Annotated in this window: 14 protein-coding genes and 1 pseudogene; 8 read left to right on the plus strand and 7 right to left on the minus strand. The window is 61.3% G+C overall.

Annotated elements, in window-relative coordinates; genetic code table 11:
• On the minus strand, window positions 1-766 hold a 766-nt coding region (locus AACR77_RS10960; RefSeq protein WP_331372449.1), incomplete at its 3' end, for a YjiH family protein.
• Between the two features lie 406 nt (window positions 767-1,172).
• On the opposite strand from AACR77_RS10960, the gene AACR77_RS10965 reads away from it, so the two are divergent.
• The 7 genes from AACR77_RS10965 to AACR77_RS10995 all read left to right on the plus strand — a co-directional run bounded on the left by AACR77_RS10965 (window position 1,173) and on the right by AACR77_RS10995 (window position 12,582).
• A complete protein-coding gene (locus AACR77_RS10965) occupies window positions 1,173-2,243 on the plus strand; it encodes a helix-turn-helix transcriptional regulator (protein ID WP_041215183.1) in 1,071 nt (356 codons plus the stop codon).
• A gap of 83 nt (window positions 2,244-2,326) precedes the next feature.
• Window positions 2,327-2,749: a CBS domain-containing protein gene (locus AACR77_RS10970; RefSeq protein ID WP_010674714.1), complete on the plus strand. Its 423-nt coding sequence runs from the start codon at window positions 2,327-2,329 to the stop codon at window positions 2,747-2,749.
• Window positions 2,750-2,938: 189 nt separating this feature from the next.
• A complete protein-coding gene (gene hrpA, locus AACR77_RS10975; protein ID WP_042881415.1) occupies window positions 2,939-6,838 on the plus strand; it encodes an ATP-dependent RNA helicase HrpA in 3,900 nt (1,299 codons plus the stop codon).
• 71 nt (window positions 6,839-6,909) lie between these two features.
• Window positions 6,910-7,743 carry a hypothetical protein gene (locus AACR77_RS10980; protein ID WP_042881417.1) on the plus strand — a complete coding sequence of 278 codons (834 nt, stop codon included), beginning with the start codon at window positions 6,910-6,912 and terminating at the stop codon, window positions 7,741-7,743.
• A gap of 163 nt (window positions 7,744-7,906) precedes the next feature.
• Entirely contained in the window at window positions 7,907-8,194 is a 288-nt protein-coding gene (gene rplY / locus AACR77_RS10985; RefSeq protein WP_010674717.1) for a 50S ribosomal protein L25, read from the plus strand.
• 204 nt (window positions 8,195-8,398) lie between these two features.
• Window positions 8,399-11,569, plus strand: a complete 3,171-nt coding sequence (locus tag AACR77_RS10990) for a hybrid sensor histidine kinase/response regulator (protein ID WP_042881419.1) — start codon at window positions 8,399-8,401, stop codon at window positions 11,567-11,569.
• On the plus strand, window positions 11,566-12,582 hold the full coding sequence (locus AACR77_RS10995; RefSeq protein ID WP_042881421.1) for a response regulator: 1,017 nt from the start codon (window positions 11,566-11,568) through the stop codon (window positions 12,580-12,582). Before AACR77_RS10990 ends, AACR77_RS10995 begins: the two co-directional genes overlap by 4 nt.
• Here the strand turns inward: AACR77_RS10995 and AACR77_RS11000 are convergent.
• The 4 genes from AACR77_RS11000 to AACR77_RS11015 form a co-directional block, all read right to left on the minus strand.
• Window positions 12,558-13,202 (minus strand): MBL fold metallo-hydrolase, encoded by a 645-nt coding sequence (locus tag AACR77_RS11000; protein WP_042881422.1) that lies wholly within the window; start codon window positions 13,200-13,202, stop codon window positions 12,558-12,560. The genes AACR77_RS10995 and AACR77_RS11000 overlap by 25 nt on opposite strands.
• On the minus strand, window positions 13,196-14,326 hold the full coding sequence (gene mnmH / locus AACR77_RS11005; protein ID WP_042881424.1) for a tRNA 2-selenouridine(34) synthase MnmH: 1,131 nt from the start codon (window positions 14,324-14,326) through the stop codon (window positions 13,196-13,198). The genes AACR77_RS11000 and mnmH overlap by 7 nt, the downstream gene beginning before the upstream one ends.
• Window positions 14,323-15,360, minus strand: a complete 1,038-nt coding sequence (gene selD, locus AACR77_RS11010; RefSeq protein ID WP_042881426.1) for a selenide, water dikinase SelD — start codon at window positions 15,358-15,360, stop codon at window positions 14,323-14,325. The genes mnmH and selD overlap by 4 nt, the downstream gene beginning before the upstream one ends.
• Before the next feature lie 349 nt (window positions 15,361-15,709).
• Window positions 15,710-16,894 carry an acyltransferase family protein gene (locus tag AACR77_RS11015; RefSeq protein WP_042881428.1) on the minus strand — a complete coding sequence of 395 codons (1,185 nt, stop codon included), beginning with the start codon at window positions 16,892-16,894 and terminating at the stop codon, window positions 15,710-15,712.
• A 258-nt stretch (window positions 16,895-17,152) separates the two neighbouring features.
• On the opposite strand from AACR77_RS11015, the gene AACR77_RS11020 reads away from it, so the two are divergent.
• Window positions 17,153-17,797: a glutathione S-transferase family protein gene (locus AACR77_RS11020; protein WP_042881429.1), complete on the plus strand. Its 645-nt coding sequence runs from the start codon at window positions 17,153-17,155 to the stop codon at window positions 17,795-17,797.
• Window positions 17,798-18,265: 468 nt separating this feature from the next.
• Here the strand turns inward: AACR77_RS11020 and AACR77_RS11025 are convergent, their stop codons facing one another.
• Both AACR77_RS11025 and AACR77_RS11030 read right to left on the minus strand, forming a co-directional pair.
• Window positions 18,266-19,459, minus strand: a complete 1,194-nt coding sequence (locus AACR77_RS11025; RefSeq protein ID WP_042881431.1) for a class I SAM-dependent methyltransferase — start codon at window positions 19,457-19,459, stop codon at window positions 18,266-18,268.
• A gap of 183 nt (window positions 19,460-19,642) precedes the next feature.
• Window positions 19,643-19,981, minus strand: a pseudogene (locus AACR77_RS11030) (methyl-accepting chemotaxis protein); the annotation flags it as partial.
• Window positions 19,982-19,989: the final 8 nt, after the last annotated feature.

Consider the following 19,989-nt stretch of genomic DNA (forward strand, 5'->3'; position numbering starts at 1 on the left):
GGCTGATGGGAGGAACGCGCGCCAGGATGGCGGTGATGACGAAAGTGATCACCAGGGTGGACCAGAAGTAGAAGTTCCAGTGTCCCATCAGGTTGAGGGTCTTGGCCACGATGATCATGAAGGCGGCCGAGACGGTGGAGAAGCCGGTGGCGATGATGACGGCTTCTCGCACCGTGTACTTGCCTGCGAGGAAGACCCGGTTGGTGATGAGCAGGCCCACCGAGTAGCTGCCGACGAAAGAGGCGACCGCATCGATGGCGGAGTGACCCGGCGTGCGCCACAGGGGGCGCATCACGGGTTGCATCAGCACCCCGATGAATTCCAGCAGGCCGAAACCGAGCAGGAAGGTCAGGGCCATGGCGCCGATAGGCACGATGAGACCCACAGACATGGCCAGTTTATCGAACAGGAAGGGGAGGCGATCCGGGGTCATCAACCAGGCAGGGCCCCAGTCTGTAACATACAAAATGGCCAGGGCCAGCCCGAGCAGCTTGAACAGGCTCAATACCCTGTCGATGGGACGGGCGCGCCAGCGGCCATCCAGCAAGGGGGTGATGGCGCCATAGGCGATGAGCAAGAGAATGAGGGTCAGGGCAAGAGGGCGCTGGGCAATCAGGAAGCCAGCCAGGTGATCCACCACTATGGTGCTGCGCCCGCCAAGCTCGAAGGGCACGAAAAAGATGGCGATGCCAAGCAGGCTGGCCAACAGCAACTTGATGCCTGCCCCTGATCCTGCCGGTGCAGTGAGCGTGTGTTCAGGTTCCATTTTCTCTCCTTGTGATCCGCATGGTTCAATTCCGTTGAGGGGATGATTTGTATATACAATATCGTCCAGTGCTCAAAATGGAAACACCAAAGTCACCAAAATGCAACATGTGAATCGGTGTGGATGCAGATGACCCCAAGGTTGAAAAGCGTGATCTTGGGGGGAAGAGGGGCCGGGATGGCGAGTGGGTGGTGAGGCATCAAGAGGCAAAACAGGGAGGAAAGCGACCAGCGCCAGGAAAAACATGAGCGGCTATTTACCCTTTCTGGTCATATTCATTCATGGGCCTATATTCATGACTATTTATGAATAAATCATAAACCCTTTGTTCATTTGACTACTTTTCGGCTATCCCATTGCAGAGTAAGATGCCTCTTCAATAAAAATAAGAATTAGGAGTTCGGGTGTGAAGGCATTAGAGAAAGAAAGGATATCGCCCTATATCAGCCAGTTATACGAGTGCGGTATTAATGATTCTGACATTAAGCTCGTCGTGGACCAATTTCGCGCCGACGTTTCCTGCAGTTCATCCCTGTTTTTATTGCGGGATGATGACAAGAGCGACGGAATAAAGCTTTTTTCCAGCGGTCTGACCGAGGCACAGCAGCAGTTTTACCTGCAACATCATCGCCAGGATGTGTGGTTCAACCATTATCTGGATAAAGGGTGCAAGGGGATCGTCAGCGCCAACAGCATTTCAAGCTCGGTGGGCCTGCTGGCAAGTTTCGGCGCCCAATTCGCCGCCGGCGGCGTCTGCCAAGTCAAAGGGCGTGGGCTGAGCAGCCTGTGCAGTTACCGTGGTGCAGCGCAAGATGATTTCAGCAGTCGCGACCTCACCTCGCTCTCCGAAATCTATTCCGGACTGGCGGCCTGGAGCCACCATTATTGGAACCTGCTGGCCCTGGAAACCCAGAACTATCAGTTGCAACAGCTGGTGAAAAACCATAATAAGCCCAGCGCCATCATAGACGACAAGGGGCATATTCATTATTCCAATGTGGCCTTCAACCGTATCGCCGATGAAAATGTGGAATTGCGGGCCATCAATGGCATTTTCTCTTTGCAGAATAAGGAGCAGCAACGTCAGCTCAAGGAGATCCTCAATGGCTTTGCCTATTTGCTGCCCGGCGCCAGCGCCTATATGTCCATTCCCCGTCAGCCTAACCTGCGCCCGCTGCTGGTCCAATGCACCCTGATGAGCGGACTCAGCCGCTTTGAACGCTATGTGGAAGTGGTGCTGCGTGACCCCGAGCACGCCTTCAACCCCGACATCGAAGCGCTGGCCAGCCTCTATCCCCTCACGATTGGTGAGAAGGAGTTGCTGGTGCTGATGAGCAAGGGTTACAGCAGCAACGACATCGCGGAGCTGCGCGGTGTCAAGGTGGAAACCGTGCGCTCCACCCTGAAAGGGGTGTTCAAGAAGACCGACTGCCACAGCCAGAACGAGCTCTTGCTCTTGCTGCAATCCATCTCCTGATCCACGCGGACTATGCTTGGAGTGAGCCGGACATAGTGCCCGGCTCTTGCCTCCCCTCGGGAGGCTCGTTGGGGGAAAGCGTCATGGAATCACTCAAGGCAAAGGACTACATGCAGACCAAGCCCATCACCTTCAGCGCAGAGATGATGGTACAGGCGGCGGTGGAAAAATTTCTCAACAGTCATCAGTTGGGCGGCCCCGTAGTGGACAGCCAGGGACATCTGATTGGCTGGGTCTCCGAGCAGGATTGCATCGCCGTCATGTTGAAAGAGGCCTACCACTGTGAACAGGTGGCCCAGGTCAGGGATGTGATGCGCAAGGAGGTGCTGGCAGTCGGCCCCGACACCAGCATCCTGGATCTGGCGGAGATGATGATGGGTCAAAAGCCCAAGATCTATCCTGTGGTTGAGGAGGGGCGCCTGCTCGGGGTCATCAACCGCCACAATGTGATGCAGGCCATCCACGCCCAGCTTGGCACCTGTTTCGTGCATCAGGCCAGAGTCTGAACGGTGTTGTCTGGTTGTTTTCAAAGAGCAGGCTCCGGCCTGCTCTTTTCATCCGTGACGGTCATGACGCCTCCGGCTTGATGTGCTGGCGCGGCGCTTTAAGGCTTGCACCGCCCAGCCTCGCTCTTTAGGATCTCCTCCAGCTATCGATATGGCCCTTGATGGGCACTCTTTTAAGGAATTCGTACCTTGTCTCTCTCTATCGAGGCGCTGCGCCGCCGTCTTACCGCCTGCATGAATCTCGACGCCCGCCGTCTCTCCAGTCGACTGCACGGGGTCAAGAAGCTGCCGGAAGCCAAGCAGGCTGCCGTGCTCGAGACCATCGCCGCTGACCTGGATGTGGCACAGGCGCGCTATCAGTCCCGTCTGGCGGGCGTGCCCAAGGTCACCTATCCGGACAATCTGCCAGTCAGCCAGAAGCAGGGGGAGATCGCCAAAGCCATTGAAGAGCATCAAGTGGTGATCATCGCCGGCGAAACCGGTTCGGGCAAAACCACCCAGATCCCCAAGATCTGTCTGGCGCTCGGGCGTGGGGTCAAGGGCTTCATCGGCCACACCCAGCCGCGCCGTCTGGCGGCCCGTACCGTCGCAGCCCGCATCGCCGAGGAGATGGAGTCCGAACTCGGCCACTACGTGGGTTACAAGGTGCGCTTTACCGATCAGGTGAGCGAGCAGACCCACATCAAGCTGATGACCGACGGTATCCTGCTGGCGGAGATCCAGAACGACCGGATGCTGACCCAGTACGACACCATCATCATCGATGAGGCCCACGAGCGCAGCCTCAACATCGACTTCATCCTGGGCTATCTCAAGCAACTGTTGCCCAAGCGCCCCGATCTCAAGGTGATCATCACCTCGGCCACTATCGACCCCCAGCGCTTCTCCCGCCATTTCAACAAGGCGCCGGTGATCGAGGTCTCTGGCCGCACCTACCCGGTGGAGGTGCGCTACCGCCCGCTCGTCAGTGATAAAAGCGAAGGGCTGGAGGAGCGCGACGAACTGCAGGGGATCTTCGATGCGGTGGAAGAGCTGGCACGCGAGGGGCTCGGGGACATCCTCATCTTCATGAACGGCGAGCGGGAGATCCGCGATACCGCCGATGCCCTGCGCAAGCTCAACCTGCGCGATACCGAGGTACTGCCGCTCTACGCCCGCCTCTCCAATGCCGAGCAGAACAAGGTGTTCCAGCAACATGCCGGGCGGCGCATCGTGCTCGCCACCAACGTGGCGGAGACCTCGCTGACGGTGCCGGGCATTCGTTACGTCATCGACCCGGGCACCGCCCGCATCAGCCGCTACTCCTGGCGTACCAAGGTGCAGCGCCTGCCCATCGAGCCGGTCTCCCAGGCCAGCGCCAACCAGCGCAAAGGGCGCTGCGGTCGGGTGGCGGATGGTATCTGTATCCGCCTCTACTCGGAGGAGGATTTCAATAGCCGTCCCGCCTTTACCGACCCCGAGATCCTGCGCACCAACCTGGCATCGGTCATCCTGCAGATGCTGGCGCTTGGCCTTGGCAACATGGAGGCCTTCCCCTTCGTCGAGCCGCCTGAGTCGCGCCATATCAAGGATGGTCTGACCCTCTTGAAAGAGCTGGAGGCGGTGCGCGAGCTGCCCGCCACGGGCGATCGCGAAGCCAAACTGCAGCTGACCGAGACCGGTCGCCAGCTCTCGCGTATCCCCCTTGATCCGCGTCTGGCGAAGATGGTGATCAGCGCAGCGCAAACTGGCTGCCTGAGCGAGGTGATGGTGATCACCGCCGCCCTCAGCATTCAGGATCCCCGCGAGCGGCCCATGGAGAAAAAGCAGGCCGCCGACGAGCAGCACAGACGCTTTGAAGACAAGGACTCCGACTTCCTCGCCTTCGTCAATCTGTGGAATTACCTGAAAGAGCAGCAGGATGCCCTTGGCAGCAACCCGTTTCGCCGCATGTGCCAGAAGGAGTTTCTCTCCTACCTGCGGGTGCGCGAGTGGCAGGACATTCACTTCCAGCTGCGTCAGACGGTCAAGGAGCTGGGTTTTAAAGCAAACCAGGAACCGGCAGACTTCAAGACGGTGCACTGTGCGCTCTTGACCGGTCTTTTGAGCCATATCGGCAACAAGGATTTGGAAAAGCCCGAATTCCTCGGGGCCCGCAACGGCCGTTTCCACCTGTTCCCGGCCTCCGGTCTGTTCAAGAAGCCGCCCAAGTGGGTGATGGCCGCCGAGCTGGTGGAGACCTCGCGCCTCTATGCCCGCATCAACGCCAAGATTGAACCGGAGTGGGTGGAGCCGCTGGCGGGGCACCTCATCAAGCTACACCACAGCGACCCCCACTGGTCGAAGAAAAATGGCGCCGTGATGGCCAAGGAGAAGGTGACGCTTTATGGCCTGACTCTGGTCAACGAGCGCACCATCAACTTCAGCCGCATCGATCCGGCGCTGTGCCGCGAGCTGTTTATCCGCCGTGCGCTGGTGGAGGGGGATTTCGAGACCCGCCACCGTTTCTTCAGCGATAACCGCAAGCTCCTGGCCGAGGTAGAGGTGCTGGAGCACAAATCCCGTCGGCGCGATATTCTGGTGGATGATGAGGACTTGTTCCGCTTCTACGATGCCCGTTTGCCGGAAGATGTGATTTCCGCCCGCCACTTCGACAAGTGGTGGAAGGAGGCGCAAAAGCAGGATCCCGAGCTGCTCAACTTCGAAAAAGAGATGTTGATGAAGGGGGATGCCGCCCACATCAGCGATCTCGACTACCCCAACTTCTGGCAGCAGGGGCGCCTCAAGCTCAAGCTGACCTATCAGTTCGAGCCGGGGGAGGCGGCGGATGGCGTGACCCTGCATATCCCGCTGCCGCTCCTGAATCAGGTGGAGGTGAAGGGGTTCGAGTGGCTGATCCCGGGGCTGCGTCACGAGCTGTTGGTGGCCCTTATCAAGTCGATGCCAAAGCCGATGCGCAAGAACTTCGTGCCTGCGCCGAACTATGCCGATGCGCTGCTCGCCAGCATCAACCCCGAGCAGGGGCCGCTCTTGGACGAGATGGAGCGCCAGCTGCGCCGCATGACTGGCGTGACCGTGCCCCGTGAATCCTGGGATTGGGCTGCGGTGCCCGATCACCTGAAACTCACTTTCCGTGTGGTGGACGACAAGCACAAGAAGGTGGCGGAAGGCAAGGATCTGGAGGCATTGAAAGAGTCCCTGCGTGGCAAGGTGCAGGAGACCCTGTCGCAAGTGGCGGACGATGACATCGAGCAGTCTGGCCTCACCCTGTGGAGCTTTGGCGAGCTGCCCCAGGAGTACAGTCAGAAGCGGGGCGGCTTCGAGGTGAAAGCCTATCCGGCGTTGGTTGATCAGAAGGATTCGGTCGCCATCCAGCTGGTGGAAAGCCCTGTGGTGCAGCAGCAGCTGATGTGGGCTGGCCAGCGTCGGCTGGTGCTGCTCAACGTGCCATCTCCCATCAAGTACCTGCAGGAAAAGCTGCCCAACAAGGCCAAGCTGGGGCTCTATTTCAACCCGTTTGGCAAGGTGGCCGAGCTGATTGACGACTGCATCGCCTGTGGCTGTGACAAGCTGATTGAGCAGCACGGCGGCATGGCGTGGGACGAAGCCGGTTTCGAGGCGCTCAAGGAGTTTGTCCGCGCCGAGCTCAACGATGCGGTGGTGGAGGTTGCCAAACAGGTGGAAGCCGTGCTGACCCTCTCCCATGAGATCAAGAAACGGCTCAAGGGCAAGATGCAGCTCGACACCGCCTTTGCCATGTCGGACATCCAGCAGCAGCTCGGCAACCTCATCCACAAGGGCTTTGTCACCGAGACCGGCTGGCAACGGCTGCCTGACTTGCTGCGCTACCTGCGGGCCATCGAGCGGCGCCTCGAGAAGCTGGCCATCGATCCCAACCGGGATCGGGTCTACATGCTCAAGGTGCACAGCGTGGAGTCGGAGTACAAGGCACTGCTCGCCAAGATCCCCAAATCCCAGCTTATTCCCACCGAGGTGGCCAATATTCGCTGGATGATCGAGGAGCTGAGAGTCTCCTTCTTCGCCCAGCAACTGGGGACGCCATACCCCATCTCGGATAAACGGGTGCAGAGCGCCATTGCCCAGTGCTAAGCTGCTATCTATCTGTTTTCTGAGCCATAGTGTGAAAGCAACGGGACGCCAAAGGGAAGGGAGGCCGTCATATGCTGGGGATCTGGTTGGGGGTGGCACTGGTCAACATCAGCGGGTATCAACCCATTGCGGAACAAACCTGGGTGCAGCTCAACCCGGAGTACTATCCGGTGCAGCACCCCGTGCCGCCCATTTTTGCGGCCTGGCGGGGCAATCAGTTTCCCCCTCTTGAACAGAGAAAGAAGAACGGCCGCTGGCAGATCCTCTTTCCTGCCCGGCTGGTGCCCCCCTTCGATCTGTTCGAAGGGGAGGCCCAGCTCTCCAAGGCTTACCTGGCCAGGCTAAAGCGCATCGATGAGATGGCCTATGGCATGGCTCCCCACCAATCAGTACCGCACACCGCCTCCTCGGCCCCCTCGTTCGAAGTCCCGGGCGCAGTCGCCTTTGTCGCCGAGTTCTCCCTGCCCCGGGAGAGGAAGGCGCGGATGCCTCTGGAGGAGCCCTTGCTCGCACGGCTGGGGGGGCAGGGAGTCCCCACCCAGGCTTTGGCAAGACAGGGGGATGCTCAGCCCATGGCCGCCACAGGGTCTGCCCCTGAGCCGACGACCCTGACTCTTTCCGCCACGGCGGCAGGGGAGGCATCGCGGGTTTGTCATCAGGTGGCGGCGGGAGAGACCCTGTGGCGTATCGCAAGCCAGCTTCAGTCAAAAGAGGCCGGCGGTTCGGATACTTACAGCTATCTGCTGGCGCTGGTACAGGAAAATCGTGACAGGATGGTCAAAGGGATCCGGGTGCAGGCCGGGCTGCGCCTCTATTGCCCCACAGCGCAGACTCTGGCGCAATTCGATGCCCTGAGCCCGGCCCAGCGACAGCAGCAGTTTGCCCGTCTGGAGCAGGGGCGTTAGGGGATGGCGAGAGGCGTGGTGGAGTGCCTCTTGGCCAAAGAGGAGTGACGCGGGTTCTTTCCTTGTATCCCCTCCGGGCCCGTGCTAGTATTCGCGCTCGTTTTGCGAGGTGCTGACCGGTCGCAGTCAACACCATACATTCATCTTAAAAGAGATAATCACTATGTCTTTCGTATTCCAAGCTGAAGTCCGTTCTGACCTGGGGAAAGGTGCGAGCCGCCGCCTGCGTCATGCTGACCTGGTTCCTGCCATCGTTTACGGTGCAGGCAAAGAAGCCGTGTCCGTTACCCTGGACCACAAAAAGTTGATCCTGGCCCAAGAGAAGCCGGAGTTCTACTCCTCCGAGCTGACCCTGGTCATCAACGGTGAAGAAGTCAAAGTGAACGTGAAGGCTATCCAGCGTCACCCGGTTCGCTACAAGCTGGTTCACCTGGATTTCGTTCGCGTCTAATCGACAACGAACTTTCCTGTGAAGAGGCCACCCAATCGGGTGGCCTCTTTGTTTTTACAGCATTTTTTCCGGGAAAATAAAATACTCAAACAGCACTATTGGTCTTTACTTGTAGGCATGATTGACAGCAGGACACGTGTTGTGGTGCTCTGATGTTCAAGAAGTACTCGGACAAGTCCATTTTTCGGGGCGATGTTGACCGTTATGAAGGGAATCGTACGGACATATATCCTGCTGTTTTCACCTATTCTGCTGCTGGTCCTGGCAGGTGGTTATCTGTTTGGCAATGCACTGATCGAGCGCGAGCTCTATCGCGTTCGCAGCGATGAGAACACCTTCCTGGCGCTTGCCAGCGGCCGCCTTGACGGCGAGCTGGCGGTGCCACTGCGCCATGTGCGCAGCATGTCGGAAGAACCCATCCTGCTCGAAGCGGCGGGTCGCAATGACCGTGAGACCCTGGCCGTCCAGTTCACCATCCTGATGAACCGCAATCCCGACTATGCTCAGGTGCGTTGGCTTGCCCCGGATGGCATGGAGCTAGTGCGCATCGATCGTCAGGGTCAGCGTCTGTGGCGGGTAGCGGACGACCAGTTGCAGAACAAGGGGGATCGTTACTACTTTCGTGATGCCATGGCGCTGCCCTGGGAGCGGGTCTACGTCTCGCCGCTCGATCTCAACGTTGAACACGGGGTGATCGATCGCCCCTTCAACCCCATGATCCGCATTGCCAAGCGTCTGCGCCTTGGGGGGCGTGATCTTGGTTTGCTGCTTATCAACGTCCAGGCCGCCCGTATGCTCAAGGAGTTTGCCGACAGCAGCGGCAAGGCAGCCGATCACACCATGCTGTTCAACCAGGACGGATACTGGCTGCGCAGCCCGGACCCATCCCGGGAGTGGGGCTTCATGTTCGAGCGCCCGGATCTCACCCTGAAGTACACTTCCCCCCAGGCCTGGCAGGCGTTCTGGGACGCATCAAACGGCCAGATGGAGTCTGCCGACGGGCTCTGGAGCTGGTCCACCCTGTACCCGGCACAGAATCATGACCAGCTGATCTGGAAAGCCGCGTCCCTGGTGCCGCACAGCGAGCTGCAGGCCATTCGCACTCATATCTGGGGGATCATATTGGCCGCCAGCGCCGTGCTGCTGCTGTTGTTTGGTGCCGGTGTGGCTGCACTGGTGCGCAGCAGGCACAAGGAGCAACTGGCCCAGCAGGAAGCGGCCAGGTTGGCACAGGTCAAAGGTGATTTCATCGCCAACATGAGCCACGAGATCCGCACCCCCATGAACGCCATCATGGGGCTGACCTACCTGCTCGAACAGGGAGGGCTCGACGATGGTCAGCATGCCCTGGTGCGCAAAATCCACCAGGCCGGGCAGGCGCTGCTCGGGATCATCAACGACATCCTTGATTTCTCCAAGATTGAGTCGGGTCGGCTCGAGCTTGAGCGGGTGCCATTCAGTCTCGAAGAGGTGCTCGATCACGTGGCTGCCATCATGTCCACTTGCGTTGGTCAGAAGCACCTCGAACTGGTGGTGAGCAGTGCCCCCGAGCCGGTTTCCCATCTGATTGGGGACGCCCTGCGCCTCGAGCAGGTGCTGCTCAACCTGACCGGCAATGCCATCAAGTTTACCGAACGCGGCGAGGTGGAGGTCAAGGTCGTGTTGGAAGCAGAGCAAGACGGCATGGCCACTTTGCTGTTTCGGGTGCGCGACACCGGGATCGGCATTCCCCCCGAGCAGCAGGCCAACATTTTCAATGCCTTCTCCCAGGCAGACTCCTCCACCAGCCGCCGCTTCGGGGGCACCGGGCTTGGTCTGACCATCAGTCGCCGTCTGGTGAACCTGATGGGGGGGGACATCGGCGTCACCAGCGAGCTTGGCAAGGGAAGCGAGTTCTGGTTCCGCGTCCGGCTGGAGCAGGTGGAGCGGCCCGAGGCCTTGAACGAGCGTCTGCAGCACATCTCGCTGCTCATCGCCGACGACAATCAGGTGACCCGCGACGCCCTGTCGATGACGGTGGGTTCCCTCGGATGGCAGTCGCGGGTGGTGGAGTCCGGTGAGCAGGCGCTGCACCATCTGCTGCGCCAGGGGGAGCGTTTCGACGTGATCCTGCTCGACTGGATCATGCCGGGCATGGACGGGCTCGAGACCTGCCTGGCCATTCGCCGCGCCTTCGAGCAGCAGGAGCGTTCACCCATCATCATCATGGCGACCGCCTATTCCCAGGATGAACTGATGCACCGCCCCGGCTCGGATCAGGTGGATCTGGTACTGCACAAACCGGTCACCGGCTCCAGTCTTTACAATGCGGTGGCGCGTCTCATCCACGAGAAGCGCGAGCATGTGGAGCCCCTTGAGAGTGGCCAGCGCCGTCTGCGCCTGCCGGGCGTGCACATACTGCTGGTGGATGACAGCGACATCAACCTTGAGGTGGCGACCCGCTTGTTGCAACGGGAGGGTGCCGAGGTGATCACCGCCATCGACGGGGAGCGAGCCCTGGCCTGCCTGGCAGATCCCGCACGGCGCATCGATCTGGTGCTCATGGATGTGCAGATGCCGGTGATGGATGGCTACGAGGCGACCCGTCGCCTGCGCCTGCTGCCGGGGCGGGAGGAGACTCCCGTGCTGGCTCTCACCGCAGGGGTATTCAAGGATCAGCGGGAGGCGGCATTGGCCTCTGGCATGAACGACTTCATCGCCAAGCCGCTCGATGTGGAGCAGCTCATCGCGACCTTGCTGCGTTATCTGCCGGACGTTGTCCTGCCGCTCACCGTGAACGACGAACTACTCCCCCACGAGCCGGTGGCTGGCATCGATATCGATACCGGACTGCGCAACTGGGGTGAAGCCTCGGTCTATCTTAAATACCTGCGGCGTTTTCGCGATGACTACATGACGGTCGGTACCGTGTTGCCGGGTTACATCGCCCAGCACGAGACCGATGCGGCCGCGAGTCTGACCCACAAGATCAAGGGGGTGGCGGGCAGCCTGTCGCTCACCGATGTGGCGCGTATCAGTGCCGAGTTGAACGAGGCCATCGAGCAGGGTGGCGACACCAGCCAGCTTATCGCGCCCTTCCTCGAGGCCCTGGAGCGGGCACAACACTCCATTGATACCTATGCCGGGCGCGAGCCGGGCGCGGTCAGCTCCCCGCTGGCCCAGGGGGAGGCGCGGGAGGTCTGCCTGCACGCCCTGCATCAGGCCCTGGTGAGCGAGGATCTGGATCTGATTGAGCCGGCGCTGAGCCAGGCAAGGAGTCACTTGCCTTGCGAGCTGGTGAGCGAAATAAGTGCAGCCCTGGAGCTGTTCGATATCCCGTTCGCCACCCGCAAGCTGGAGGATTATCTGGAGGATCGGGAGGAACCTGCGCCATGAGTCGACCGCGAGTGCTGATCATCGACGACGAGCCGAGCAACCTCGGGTTGCTGCGGCAAATCCTCAAGGAGGAGTACAACCTCTTCTTTGCCAAAGGGGGAGAGGAGGGGTTGGCCGCCGTGGAGCGTCACGAGCCGGCACTTATCCTGCTGGACGTGCGCATGCCCGACATGGATGGTTACGAAGTGTGCCGCCGGCTCAAGGCCGATCCGGCTCACGCCGGGATCCCGGTGCTCTTTATCACCGCGAGCGACAACGCAGACAGCGAGAGCCAGGGGTTCGAGGCGGGCGGAGTGGATTATATCTACAAGCCGGTCTGTCCGAGCACGGTGCGTGCCCGGGTGCGCAATCATCTCTCCCTGGTGCGCCTCGATCAGCTCGAGTGCAGCTATCGCACTGCCATCGTCATGCTGAGCGAGGCGGGCCACTACAACGACACCGACACCGGGGTGCATATCTGGCGCATGGCCGCTTACGCCCGGGCCCTGGCTGATGCGGCGGGCTGGAGCCCGGAGCAGTCGGATCTGCTGGAGCTGGCGGCCCCCATGCACGACATGGGCAAGATTGGTATCCCCGATCACATCCTCAAGAAGCCTGGCCCCCTCACCGAGGAGGAGTGGATCATCATGCGCAGTCACCCACGCATCGGTTACGAGATCCTGAGGCGATCCGATGCCCCCATCTTTCGCATGGCGGCGGAGATTGCCCTGCACCACCACGAGAAATGGGACGGCTCCGGCTATCCCGCCGGCGAGACCGGCGAGGGGATCCCCGAGGCGTCGCGGATCGTGGCGATCGCCGACGTCTTTGACGCCCTGAGCGTGCGTCGTCCCTACAAGGAGCCCTGGCCCCTAGACCGGGTGCTGGCTACCATGCGCGATGGCTCCGGTCAGCACTTCGATCCCCGGCTGCTCTCCCGTTTTCTCGAGATCATGCCGGAGATCTTGCGCCTCAAGGCGCAATGGGATGCCCGCGAGGAGCGGGGGGATTACCAGATGGGCTGGGTCAGATAGGGATTGCTGGCCCGTTCGTGACCAAAGGTGGAGCTCGGGCCATGGCCCGGAATAAAGACGATCTCATCCCCGAGCGGCAGCAGGGTCTCGGTGATCGACTTGATCAGCGTCCCGTGATCCCCGCGCGGGAAATCGGTGCGGCCTATGCTGCCGGCAAAGAGCACATCCCCCACCCATGCGAGGCGTTCTGCCTGGCAGAGCAGCACGATGTGGCCCGGAGTGTGGCCCGGGCAGAAATAGACATCCAGCTCGCACCGGCCCAGCTGCACCTTGTCACCCTGTGCAAGCCAGCGATCGGGGGTGAAGGCTGGTGTGTGGGAGAAGCCGAACATCTGGCTCTGCTGGGGCAGCATGTCGAGCCAGAAGGCATCCTCCTTGTGGGGGCCGGTAATGGCGACACCGGTTCTCTCGCGCAGCTCGGCGGCGGCGCCCACGTGATCCAGATGGCCGTGGGTCAGCAGGATATGGGTGAGGGTCAGCCCCCGTTTGGCAATGGCGGCCAGCAGCTTGTCCGCCTCGCCGCCGGGATCGACGAGGGCAGCCTGGCGGGTTTCGTCACACCAGATAAGGGAACAATTCTGGGTGAACTGGGTGACCGGGATCACCTCGAACTTCAACATGTGGGACTCTCCTGAGGGGTCTGAAGGGGGGAACGTTCGGCGAAGAAGGCGAGGCAGGCCTCCTTGTCACCACGAAACAGGATCCGCTCGCGCTTGTTGTCCAGCTGATAGCGGTACATGGGGTCATAGTAGCGAGTCAGCAGCAGCCTGATCCAGACCAGATGGGCGCGGGTGTCCCCGCTTTGGGCCTGTTCCCTGAGGGCGGCCTGCAACAGCCCATCGAGCTCGCGATAATCCTTGTCCCCGAGTCGGCGCTTGAGCCTGGCCATGGCGTCGGTGAGGTAGCCGGCAAAGAGGGGCCAGCCTGCATCTGGCCCATGGAACTCCAGATAGCGCAGCCAGAGATCCTGCACGTAATCGGTGCGGATCTGCTCGGCCCGTGCCTCCTGCGGCACCTCCACCACCACCAGAGGAGCCCGGCACATGGCCTCATAAAGGTTGAGTGGCAGGGCGCAGCGACCGATGAGACGGCTCTCGTCTTCCAGCACAAACTGTGATTCCCCCTGGTTGCGACGCTGAAGCAGCTCGATGGCAAGCCGGTTTTCGAAGTCGATGTTGCCGGGTTGCCCACCCGGCAGCTGGCCAAACGACGACCCCCTGTGACGGGCGTGCCCTTCCAGATCCACCGCCTGGGTGATGTGCGCCAGCATGTGGGTCTTGCCGGAGCCGGTCATGCCGGTCAGCACGGTCCAGTCGCACTCTGCACTGGCCTTCGCCTGGGTGTCGATGAGAAAGTGGCGCAGCGCCTTGTAGCCGCCCGCGACCCGGGGGCGGGTGACGCCGGCCTCGGCCAGCCACTGTTGTACGGTTTGCGAGCGCAGGCCGCCGCGAAAACAGTAGAGCAGGGCGTCGGGTTGCTGGCGCAACCTGGCCAGCCAGCCTTCCATGCGCGCGGCGCGCACCGCGCCACCTACCAGTTGATGGCCCAGGGCGATGGCTGCGGCCTGTCCCTCCTGCTTGTAACAGGTACCGACCCGGGCACGTTCCTCGTCAGTCATCAGCGGCAGGCTGACGGCGGTGGGAAAGGCCCCTTCCTTGAACTCGACGGGGGCACGCAGATCGATGAGTGGAACCTCATCCAGAAAGATCCGGGCGTAATCCGTGGCCAGTGGCAGGGCACTCATTGGACAACCTCGATGAACTGGCTGCCGGTGCGGGCCTGCAACTGGCCGATGGGAGAGAGGGTTAGTCCTGCCTGTGCGGCAATGGCAAGGAGCTCGGCTTCACTTTCTTTACCGACGGCTACCAGCAGGCCGCCGCTGGTCTGCGGGTCGCACAGGATGTTGCGGGTGCGATCATCCATGGCGCCCAGCTTGTCACCATAGGAGTCGAAGTTGCGCAGGGTACCGCCCGGTACGCAGCCCTCACTCAGGTAGTAATCCACCTCGTCCAGCAGCGGCAGCGCCTTGAAGTCCAGACGGGCACTAACGCCGGAACCTTCGCACATCTCCAGCAGGTGGCCTGCCAGCCCAAAACCGGTCACGTCGGTCATGGCGTGCACGCCGGGGAGGGCGGCGAAGCGCTGGCCAATCTTGTTGAGGGTGCACATGGCATCCGGGGCCAGTTGCTCATGCTCGGGCTTGAGCTTGCCCTTCTTCTGGGCGGTGGTGAGGATGCCGATGCCAAGCGGCTTGGTCAGATAGAGGGTGTCGCCCACCTGGGCGGTGTCATTCTGCTTGATGGCGTCGAGTGGCACGATACCGGTCACCGCAAGACCGAAGATGGGCTCGGGGGCGTCGATGCTGTGGCCACCGGCGAGCGAGATACCCGCCTCGTGGCACACCTGGCGGCCGCCGTCGATCACCTGCTGGGCCACTTCCGGCGCCAGCGTGTTGATGGGCCAGCCGAGGATGGCGATGGCGACGATGGGCTTGCCGCCCATGGCATAGATGTCGCTGATGGCATTGGTGGCGGCGATGCGACCGAAGGTGAAGGGATCGTCGACGATGGGCATGAAGAAGTCGGTGGTGGAGACGATGCCCTGGCCGTTGCCGATATCGACCACGGCGGCGTCATCCTTGCTGCTGTTGCCGACCACCAGGGTGGGGTCGTCAAAGCCCGGGATCTGGCTCTTCAAGATGGTGTCGAGCACCTTGGGGGAGATTTTGCAACCGCAGCCAGCGCCGTGGCTGTATTGGGTCAGACGAATGGAAGACATGCTTTCCCCTTGTGTGGGCAGACTTGTGTTTGCCAATAACTGCTGCGGCGCCGTCAAATGTGCGCGCAATAATAGGGTGGCCCTGGCGGCCTGTGAACACAGTGATGTCAGGCTGCCAGGCAGGGCGGGAGGAGGGCAAGGATGCGCCGGCGAAGCCCCCGCCGAGGACCACAGGACGGGCCATTATGCCACAGACGGCCCTCTTGATTCGAACTGGAATTCACACAAAGCACAGGGGATTGTCGGGTTCAAAAAGAGCCGTACTCTTCGCCTTGCTCAGGCTAGTCCCACTTTGAGCCGCCCCGACGGCGTGCCGGTCTTGCATCGGGGCAGCATGTGGCGACGGAAACTAGCCAGCTTGCTCCATCACTGGTTGGGGAGCCTTGCCTAGCCGGCGCAGTCGCCGTTGCAGCGGCCGCTCCAGCAGGGTGTAGCTCAGCGCCGAGAGCCCGATCAGCACGGCGAGCATCAACAGGGTGGCCAGCACCCCCAGCAAGGGGTTGGTCTGGGCGTACCACCACGCGGTGAGCCCCGGCGCCAGAGAGTGGACAAGCTCGCAGCCGGTGAGCAACACCAGGGCGTGGAGCAGGTAGATGGAGTAGGAGAGATCCCCCAGCCAGTTGGTGAAGCGGTTGTCCAGGAGGCGCAGCAGCGGGCTCTGGCGATCCCCCTGGCAGGCAGCAATCCAGATCAGCAACACGTAGGCGCTGATCAGCAGCAGGGTCAGCTGTGGCGTCATGGTGAACTGCATCAGCGCGAAGGGGAGCACAAAGGCGAGCAGCAGCGGCAGATCTTGCTGCATCATGGGCCACTGGCGGGCGGCCTTGACCTTCGGCAGCAGCCAGAGGCCGAGCACGAATTCACTCACCCCGCGCCCGATGGCCAGCGCTCCGCTAGTGACATCCAGGGTACCCCGGCTGTGCACGATATAGGCCAGCACCGTCAGGGCCAGCAAGGGGGCGAGGTTGCTCCAGCGGCTGCGGGTGACGGCGAGGGGAATGAGCAGCGGAAACAGCAGATAGCTAATCCACTCCACGCTGAGCGACCAGGCGGCGAAGTTCCAGGTCAATCCGTGATCGGTCACCACCTGCAGCAGCAACAGGCTGCTTGGCAGCGCCTCGGCGGGGGTGAAGGGGGAACCAAAAGGAGGCAGCCCCTCCCACTCCCACATCTTGAACAGGGGGCCGGCGTAGAAGCCAATCCCATGGTGGGCCTTGTAGAGCTCCCAGCCCACCAGCAGCAGCAGGGTCACCAGGTAGAGGGGATACACCCGGGTCAGCCGCAGCCAGAGGAAGCGGCCATAACTTATGGTGCGGGGCGTGCGGGCGAAAGCCTCCCCGTAGACATGGGCCAGCACCAGCCCGCTCAAGATAAAGAAGAGATCGACCCAGAGGTAGCCGTTCTCGATGAGTTGGGTGTGGCCGGCGATCGACTCCATCCACTGGGGGAAGAGCAGCAAGCGGGCGTGGAACAGCACCACCATCAGGGCAGCGATGCCCCGCAGCGGCGTCAACAGCGGCAATGATTGATTCATGACGGGATCCTTGATGATGTTCAGCTTGGCCTGACATCGATTTTTGTTGTGGTGCCGCTCATCAACCCTGATGAGTCGGCTGCCCCGGCTTGGCGGCCCAGGCGGGATCACCCTACTTAAAAGAGAGCCATACGGGTGTGATTGCCGTCATGAATGGGCGTTTATCATCCCAAAACCAGCATGGGATAGGGACGCATCGAAAATAGAGAGGGGATCTAGACTAGGGAAGTCATCCCTCTGAGCGTCAGGAATATCCCCATGAAACTCTATGCCCACCCCTTTTCGTCCTACAGCCAGAAAGTGCTGATCGCCCTTTACGAGAATGCCACCCCGTTCGAGTACCGGAATCTCGAAGAGCCGGCGGCCAGCGCCGAACTTGCCGCCCTTTGGCCACTCAAGCGCTTCCCGGTGTTGCTGGATGATGGTCGCTGCATCCTCGAGAGCAGCACCATCGTCGCCCATCTGCAGGCGCACCATCCGGGTCCCGTCAGCCTGATCCCGCCCGGCGATGCGGGTCTGGAGGTGCATATGCTGGATCGCATCTTCGACAACTATGTGATGACGCCGATGCAAAAAGTGGTGCTGGATGCGCTGCGCCCGGTCGCGGATCGCGACCGCTATGGCGTAGCGGAGGCCCGCGAGATGCTCAATCAGATCTACCCCTGGCTTGATCAGCGACTGGAAGGACGCCACTGGATTGCCGGCGCAGACTTCACGCTGGCCGATTGCGCCGCCGCCCCCTCGCTCTTCTACGCCGACTGGGCCCACGAGATCCCGGCTGGCTATGGCCGTCTGCGTGCCTATCGCGCCCGTCTGCTCAATCATCCCTCCATCGTGCGGGTGGTGGAGGAGGCGAGGCCATTTCGACACTACTTCCCGCTGGGCGCGCCAGCGCGTGATTGAGCGGGATGACTTGTGGTGGGCGGGGCATTGCCGCCCCAGGCAATGTGCGAGGCGGACAGGGGCATGGCGTGATCCATTGCAGGGGAAAACAGCAATATTCATTCAAATGAGTGGGTATGCGTTTATGGCTGATATTTCCCCGAGGATTTTTTAATGTTGATGCGTAATATTTCATGCTTTTGCATAAAAAAATGTCGGGCATGTCTCTGCTGGTGGGTTGTGTAGTGAAAGAGAGATGAGAATCGGGTTAACGATGCGGCAACCTTTGATTGAGGATGGCAGTCGTCAGTCGAAGAGGAGGGATGGGGGCAGCAATCGCTGTTGGTGGCAACGTCGGGGGGAGGTTGTCTCTTTGGCGGCCGCATGAAAAAAGCCCGCTTTGATCGCGGGCTTTTTGATGACTAGCAGAACCCAGTCCTGGCCCGGATCTGGCACCGGGAACAAGGGGGCTGCGCTGGTCTGCTCGGCTTAGCGGGCGCGCACCACCAGCCCTTTGAGGTAGAAGCCTTCCGGATAGGCGGTGCCGATGGGGTGATCGGATGCCTGGGAGAGCAGCTCCAGGATCTGGGCGTCGCGGCCGGCATCGAGGGCTGCATCGGCTACTATCTTCTGGAACAGGCTCTGCTCCATCAGGCCGGAGCAGGAGTAGGTCAAGAGCACGCCACCCGGCGCCAGCAGCTTGAAGGCCAGCATGTTGATGTCCTTGTAGCCGCGGCAGGCGCCCAGCAGCTGTGCCTTGCTCTCGGCAAACTTGGGCGGATCCAGCACGATGACATCGAACTTCTCGCCCTTTTCGCGATATTCGCGCAAGAGCTTGAAGACGTCGTGACGCACGAACTGGGTGTTGCTGGTATCGAGACCGTTCAGTTCGGCGTTCTGGCGGGCGATGTCCAGCGCATTCTGGGAGAGATCGACGTTGACTACCTCCTTGGCACCGCCCTGGAGGGCATAGACCCCGAAACCGCCGGTGTAGCAGAAGCAGTTGAGCACCCGCTTGCCTTCAGTGTATTTCGCTGCGGCAAGGCGGTTGTCCCGCTGATCCAGATAGAAACCCGTCTTGTGACCGTTACGAATATCGACCAGGATCTTGACGCCGCCGTTCTCCTCGATCACCACGGGGTCGGTCGGGGTCTCGCCATGGATGACGCCGGTGCGCTCCTTCAGCCCTTCCTTCTTGCGCACGGCCACGTCGGAGCGCTCATAGATGCTGCACTCGGGGTAGAGGGTACGCAGGGCTTGCGTGATCAGCTCGCGCTGGAACTCGGCACCGGCGGAGAGGATCTGGCACACCAGGAAGTCGGCGTAGCGGTCGATGGTGAGGCCCGGCAGACCGTCGGATTCGGCGGCGCACAGGCGATAGCCGGTGAGGCCCTGACGCTTGATGAGCCCGTCGCGGGACTCCTGCGCGTATTTGAGGCGACGGATGAAGAAGTCGAGATCGACGCTCTCATCCTTGTCGAAGGTCCAGACCCGGGCACGGATCTGGGAGCTGCCGGACCAGGCGCCACGGGCGAGCCATTTGCCGTCATGGGTGAAGATCTCGACGGTATCGCCGTCAACGGGGTTGCCCTGCACCCGCTCAATGCCCTTGGAGAAGATCCAGGGGTGGCGACGCAGCAGGGATTTTTCGCGGCCTTTGACGAGATAGATGGAAGCGCTCATGGGTAGTTGCCGATGGTAGAAAAGAAGGGGGCATATAGTAGGGGCTGTGAGGGTAGGCACGCAAGCCGCGTCTACCGGGATCCGTGCATCCACACGCGGTCAGGGTCGAACGGGCTGTTTCGCGCGTCCCCAGCGCCTGGCCCAGACATGGCAGGCCATCTGGACGATGGCCTGCCGGAGTGGTCAGATCCGCAGGCCGGTGAGCGCCTGACCGAGTTCGCTGGCGGTTCCCTTGAGGCCGGTGGTGCCGGCGACCGCCGCGCTGGCGGACTCCTCCACCCGGCTTGCCTCGTGGCGCACCTTGTCGAGGTTGCGGGTGATCTCCTCTGCCACCGAACTCTGCTCTTCGCTGGAGGTGGCGATCTGGGTGCTCATCTCCAGCACCGCATCGCTGTGGTTGCTGAGCCGCTCGATGTCCATGCCCACCTCGGTGATGAGCTGCTGGCTGTCGGCCGCGCGCCCCACCGTCTTCTCCATGATGTCGTTCAGCGCCCCGGTCCCGGCCTGGAGCTCCTCGATCATCTACTGTG

Origin of the sequence: Aeromonas sp. ZOR0002 (assembly GCF_963866995.1) — a bacterium.
Classification (GTDB): Bacteria; Pseudomonadota; Gammaproteobacteria; order Enterobacterales; family Aeromonadaceae; genus Aeromonas; species Aeromonas caviae.

What these genes read in the sequence shown, in the direction of transcription:
- AACR77_RS11000 (WP_042881422.1), bottom strand. Translation starts at nt 13,202, where the DNA reads ATGTTGAAGTTCGAGGTGATCCCGGTCACCCAGTTCACCCAGAATTGT.
- selD (WP_042881426.1), bottom strand. Translation starts at nt 15,360, where the DNA reads ATGTCTTCCATTCGTCTGACCCAATACAGCCACGGCGCTGGCTGCGGT.
- AACR77_RS10995 (WP_042881421.1), top strand. Translation starts at nt 11,566, where the DNA reads ATGAGTCGACCGCGAGTGCTGATCATCGACGACGAGCCGAGCAACCTC.
- rplY (WP_010674717.1), top strand. Translation starts at nt 7,907, where the DNA reads ATGTCTTTCGTATTCCAAGCTGAAGTCCGTTCTGACCTGGGGAAAGGT.
- mnmH (WP_042881424.1), bottom strand. Translation starts at nt 14,326, where the DNA reads ATGAGTGCCCTGCCACTGGCCACGGATTACGCCCGGATCTTTCTGGAT.
- AACR77_RS10990 (WP_042881419.1), top strand. Translation starts at nt 8,399, where the DNA reads ATGAAGGGAATCGTACGGACATATATCCTGCTGTTTTCACCTATTCTG.
- AACR77_RS11015 (WP_042881428.1), bottom strand. Translation starts at nt 16,894, where the DNA reads ATGAATCAATCATTGCCGCTGTTGACGCCGCTGCGGGGCATCGCTGCC.
- AACR77_RS10970 (WP_010674714.1), top strand. Translation starts at nt 2,327, where the DNA reads ATGGAATCACTCAAGGCAAAGGACTACATGCAGACCAAGCCCATCACC.
- AACR77_RS11020 (WP_042881429.1), top strand. Translation starts at nt 17,153, where the DNA reads ATGAAACTCTATGCCCACCCCTTTTCGTCCTACAGCCAGAAAGTGCTG.
- AACR77_RS10980 (WP_042881417.1), top strand. Translation starts at nt 6,910, where the DNA reads ATGCTGGGGATCTGGTTGGGGGTGGCACTGGTCAACATCAGCGGGTAT.
- AACR77_RS11025 (WP_042881431.1), bottom strand. Translation starts at nt 19,459, where the DNA reads ATGAGCGCTTCCATCTATCTCGTCAAAGGCCGCGAAAAATCCCTGCTG.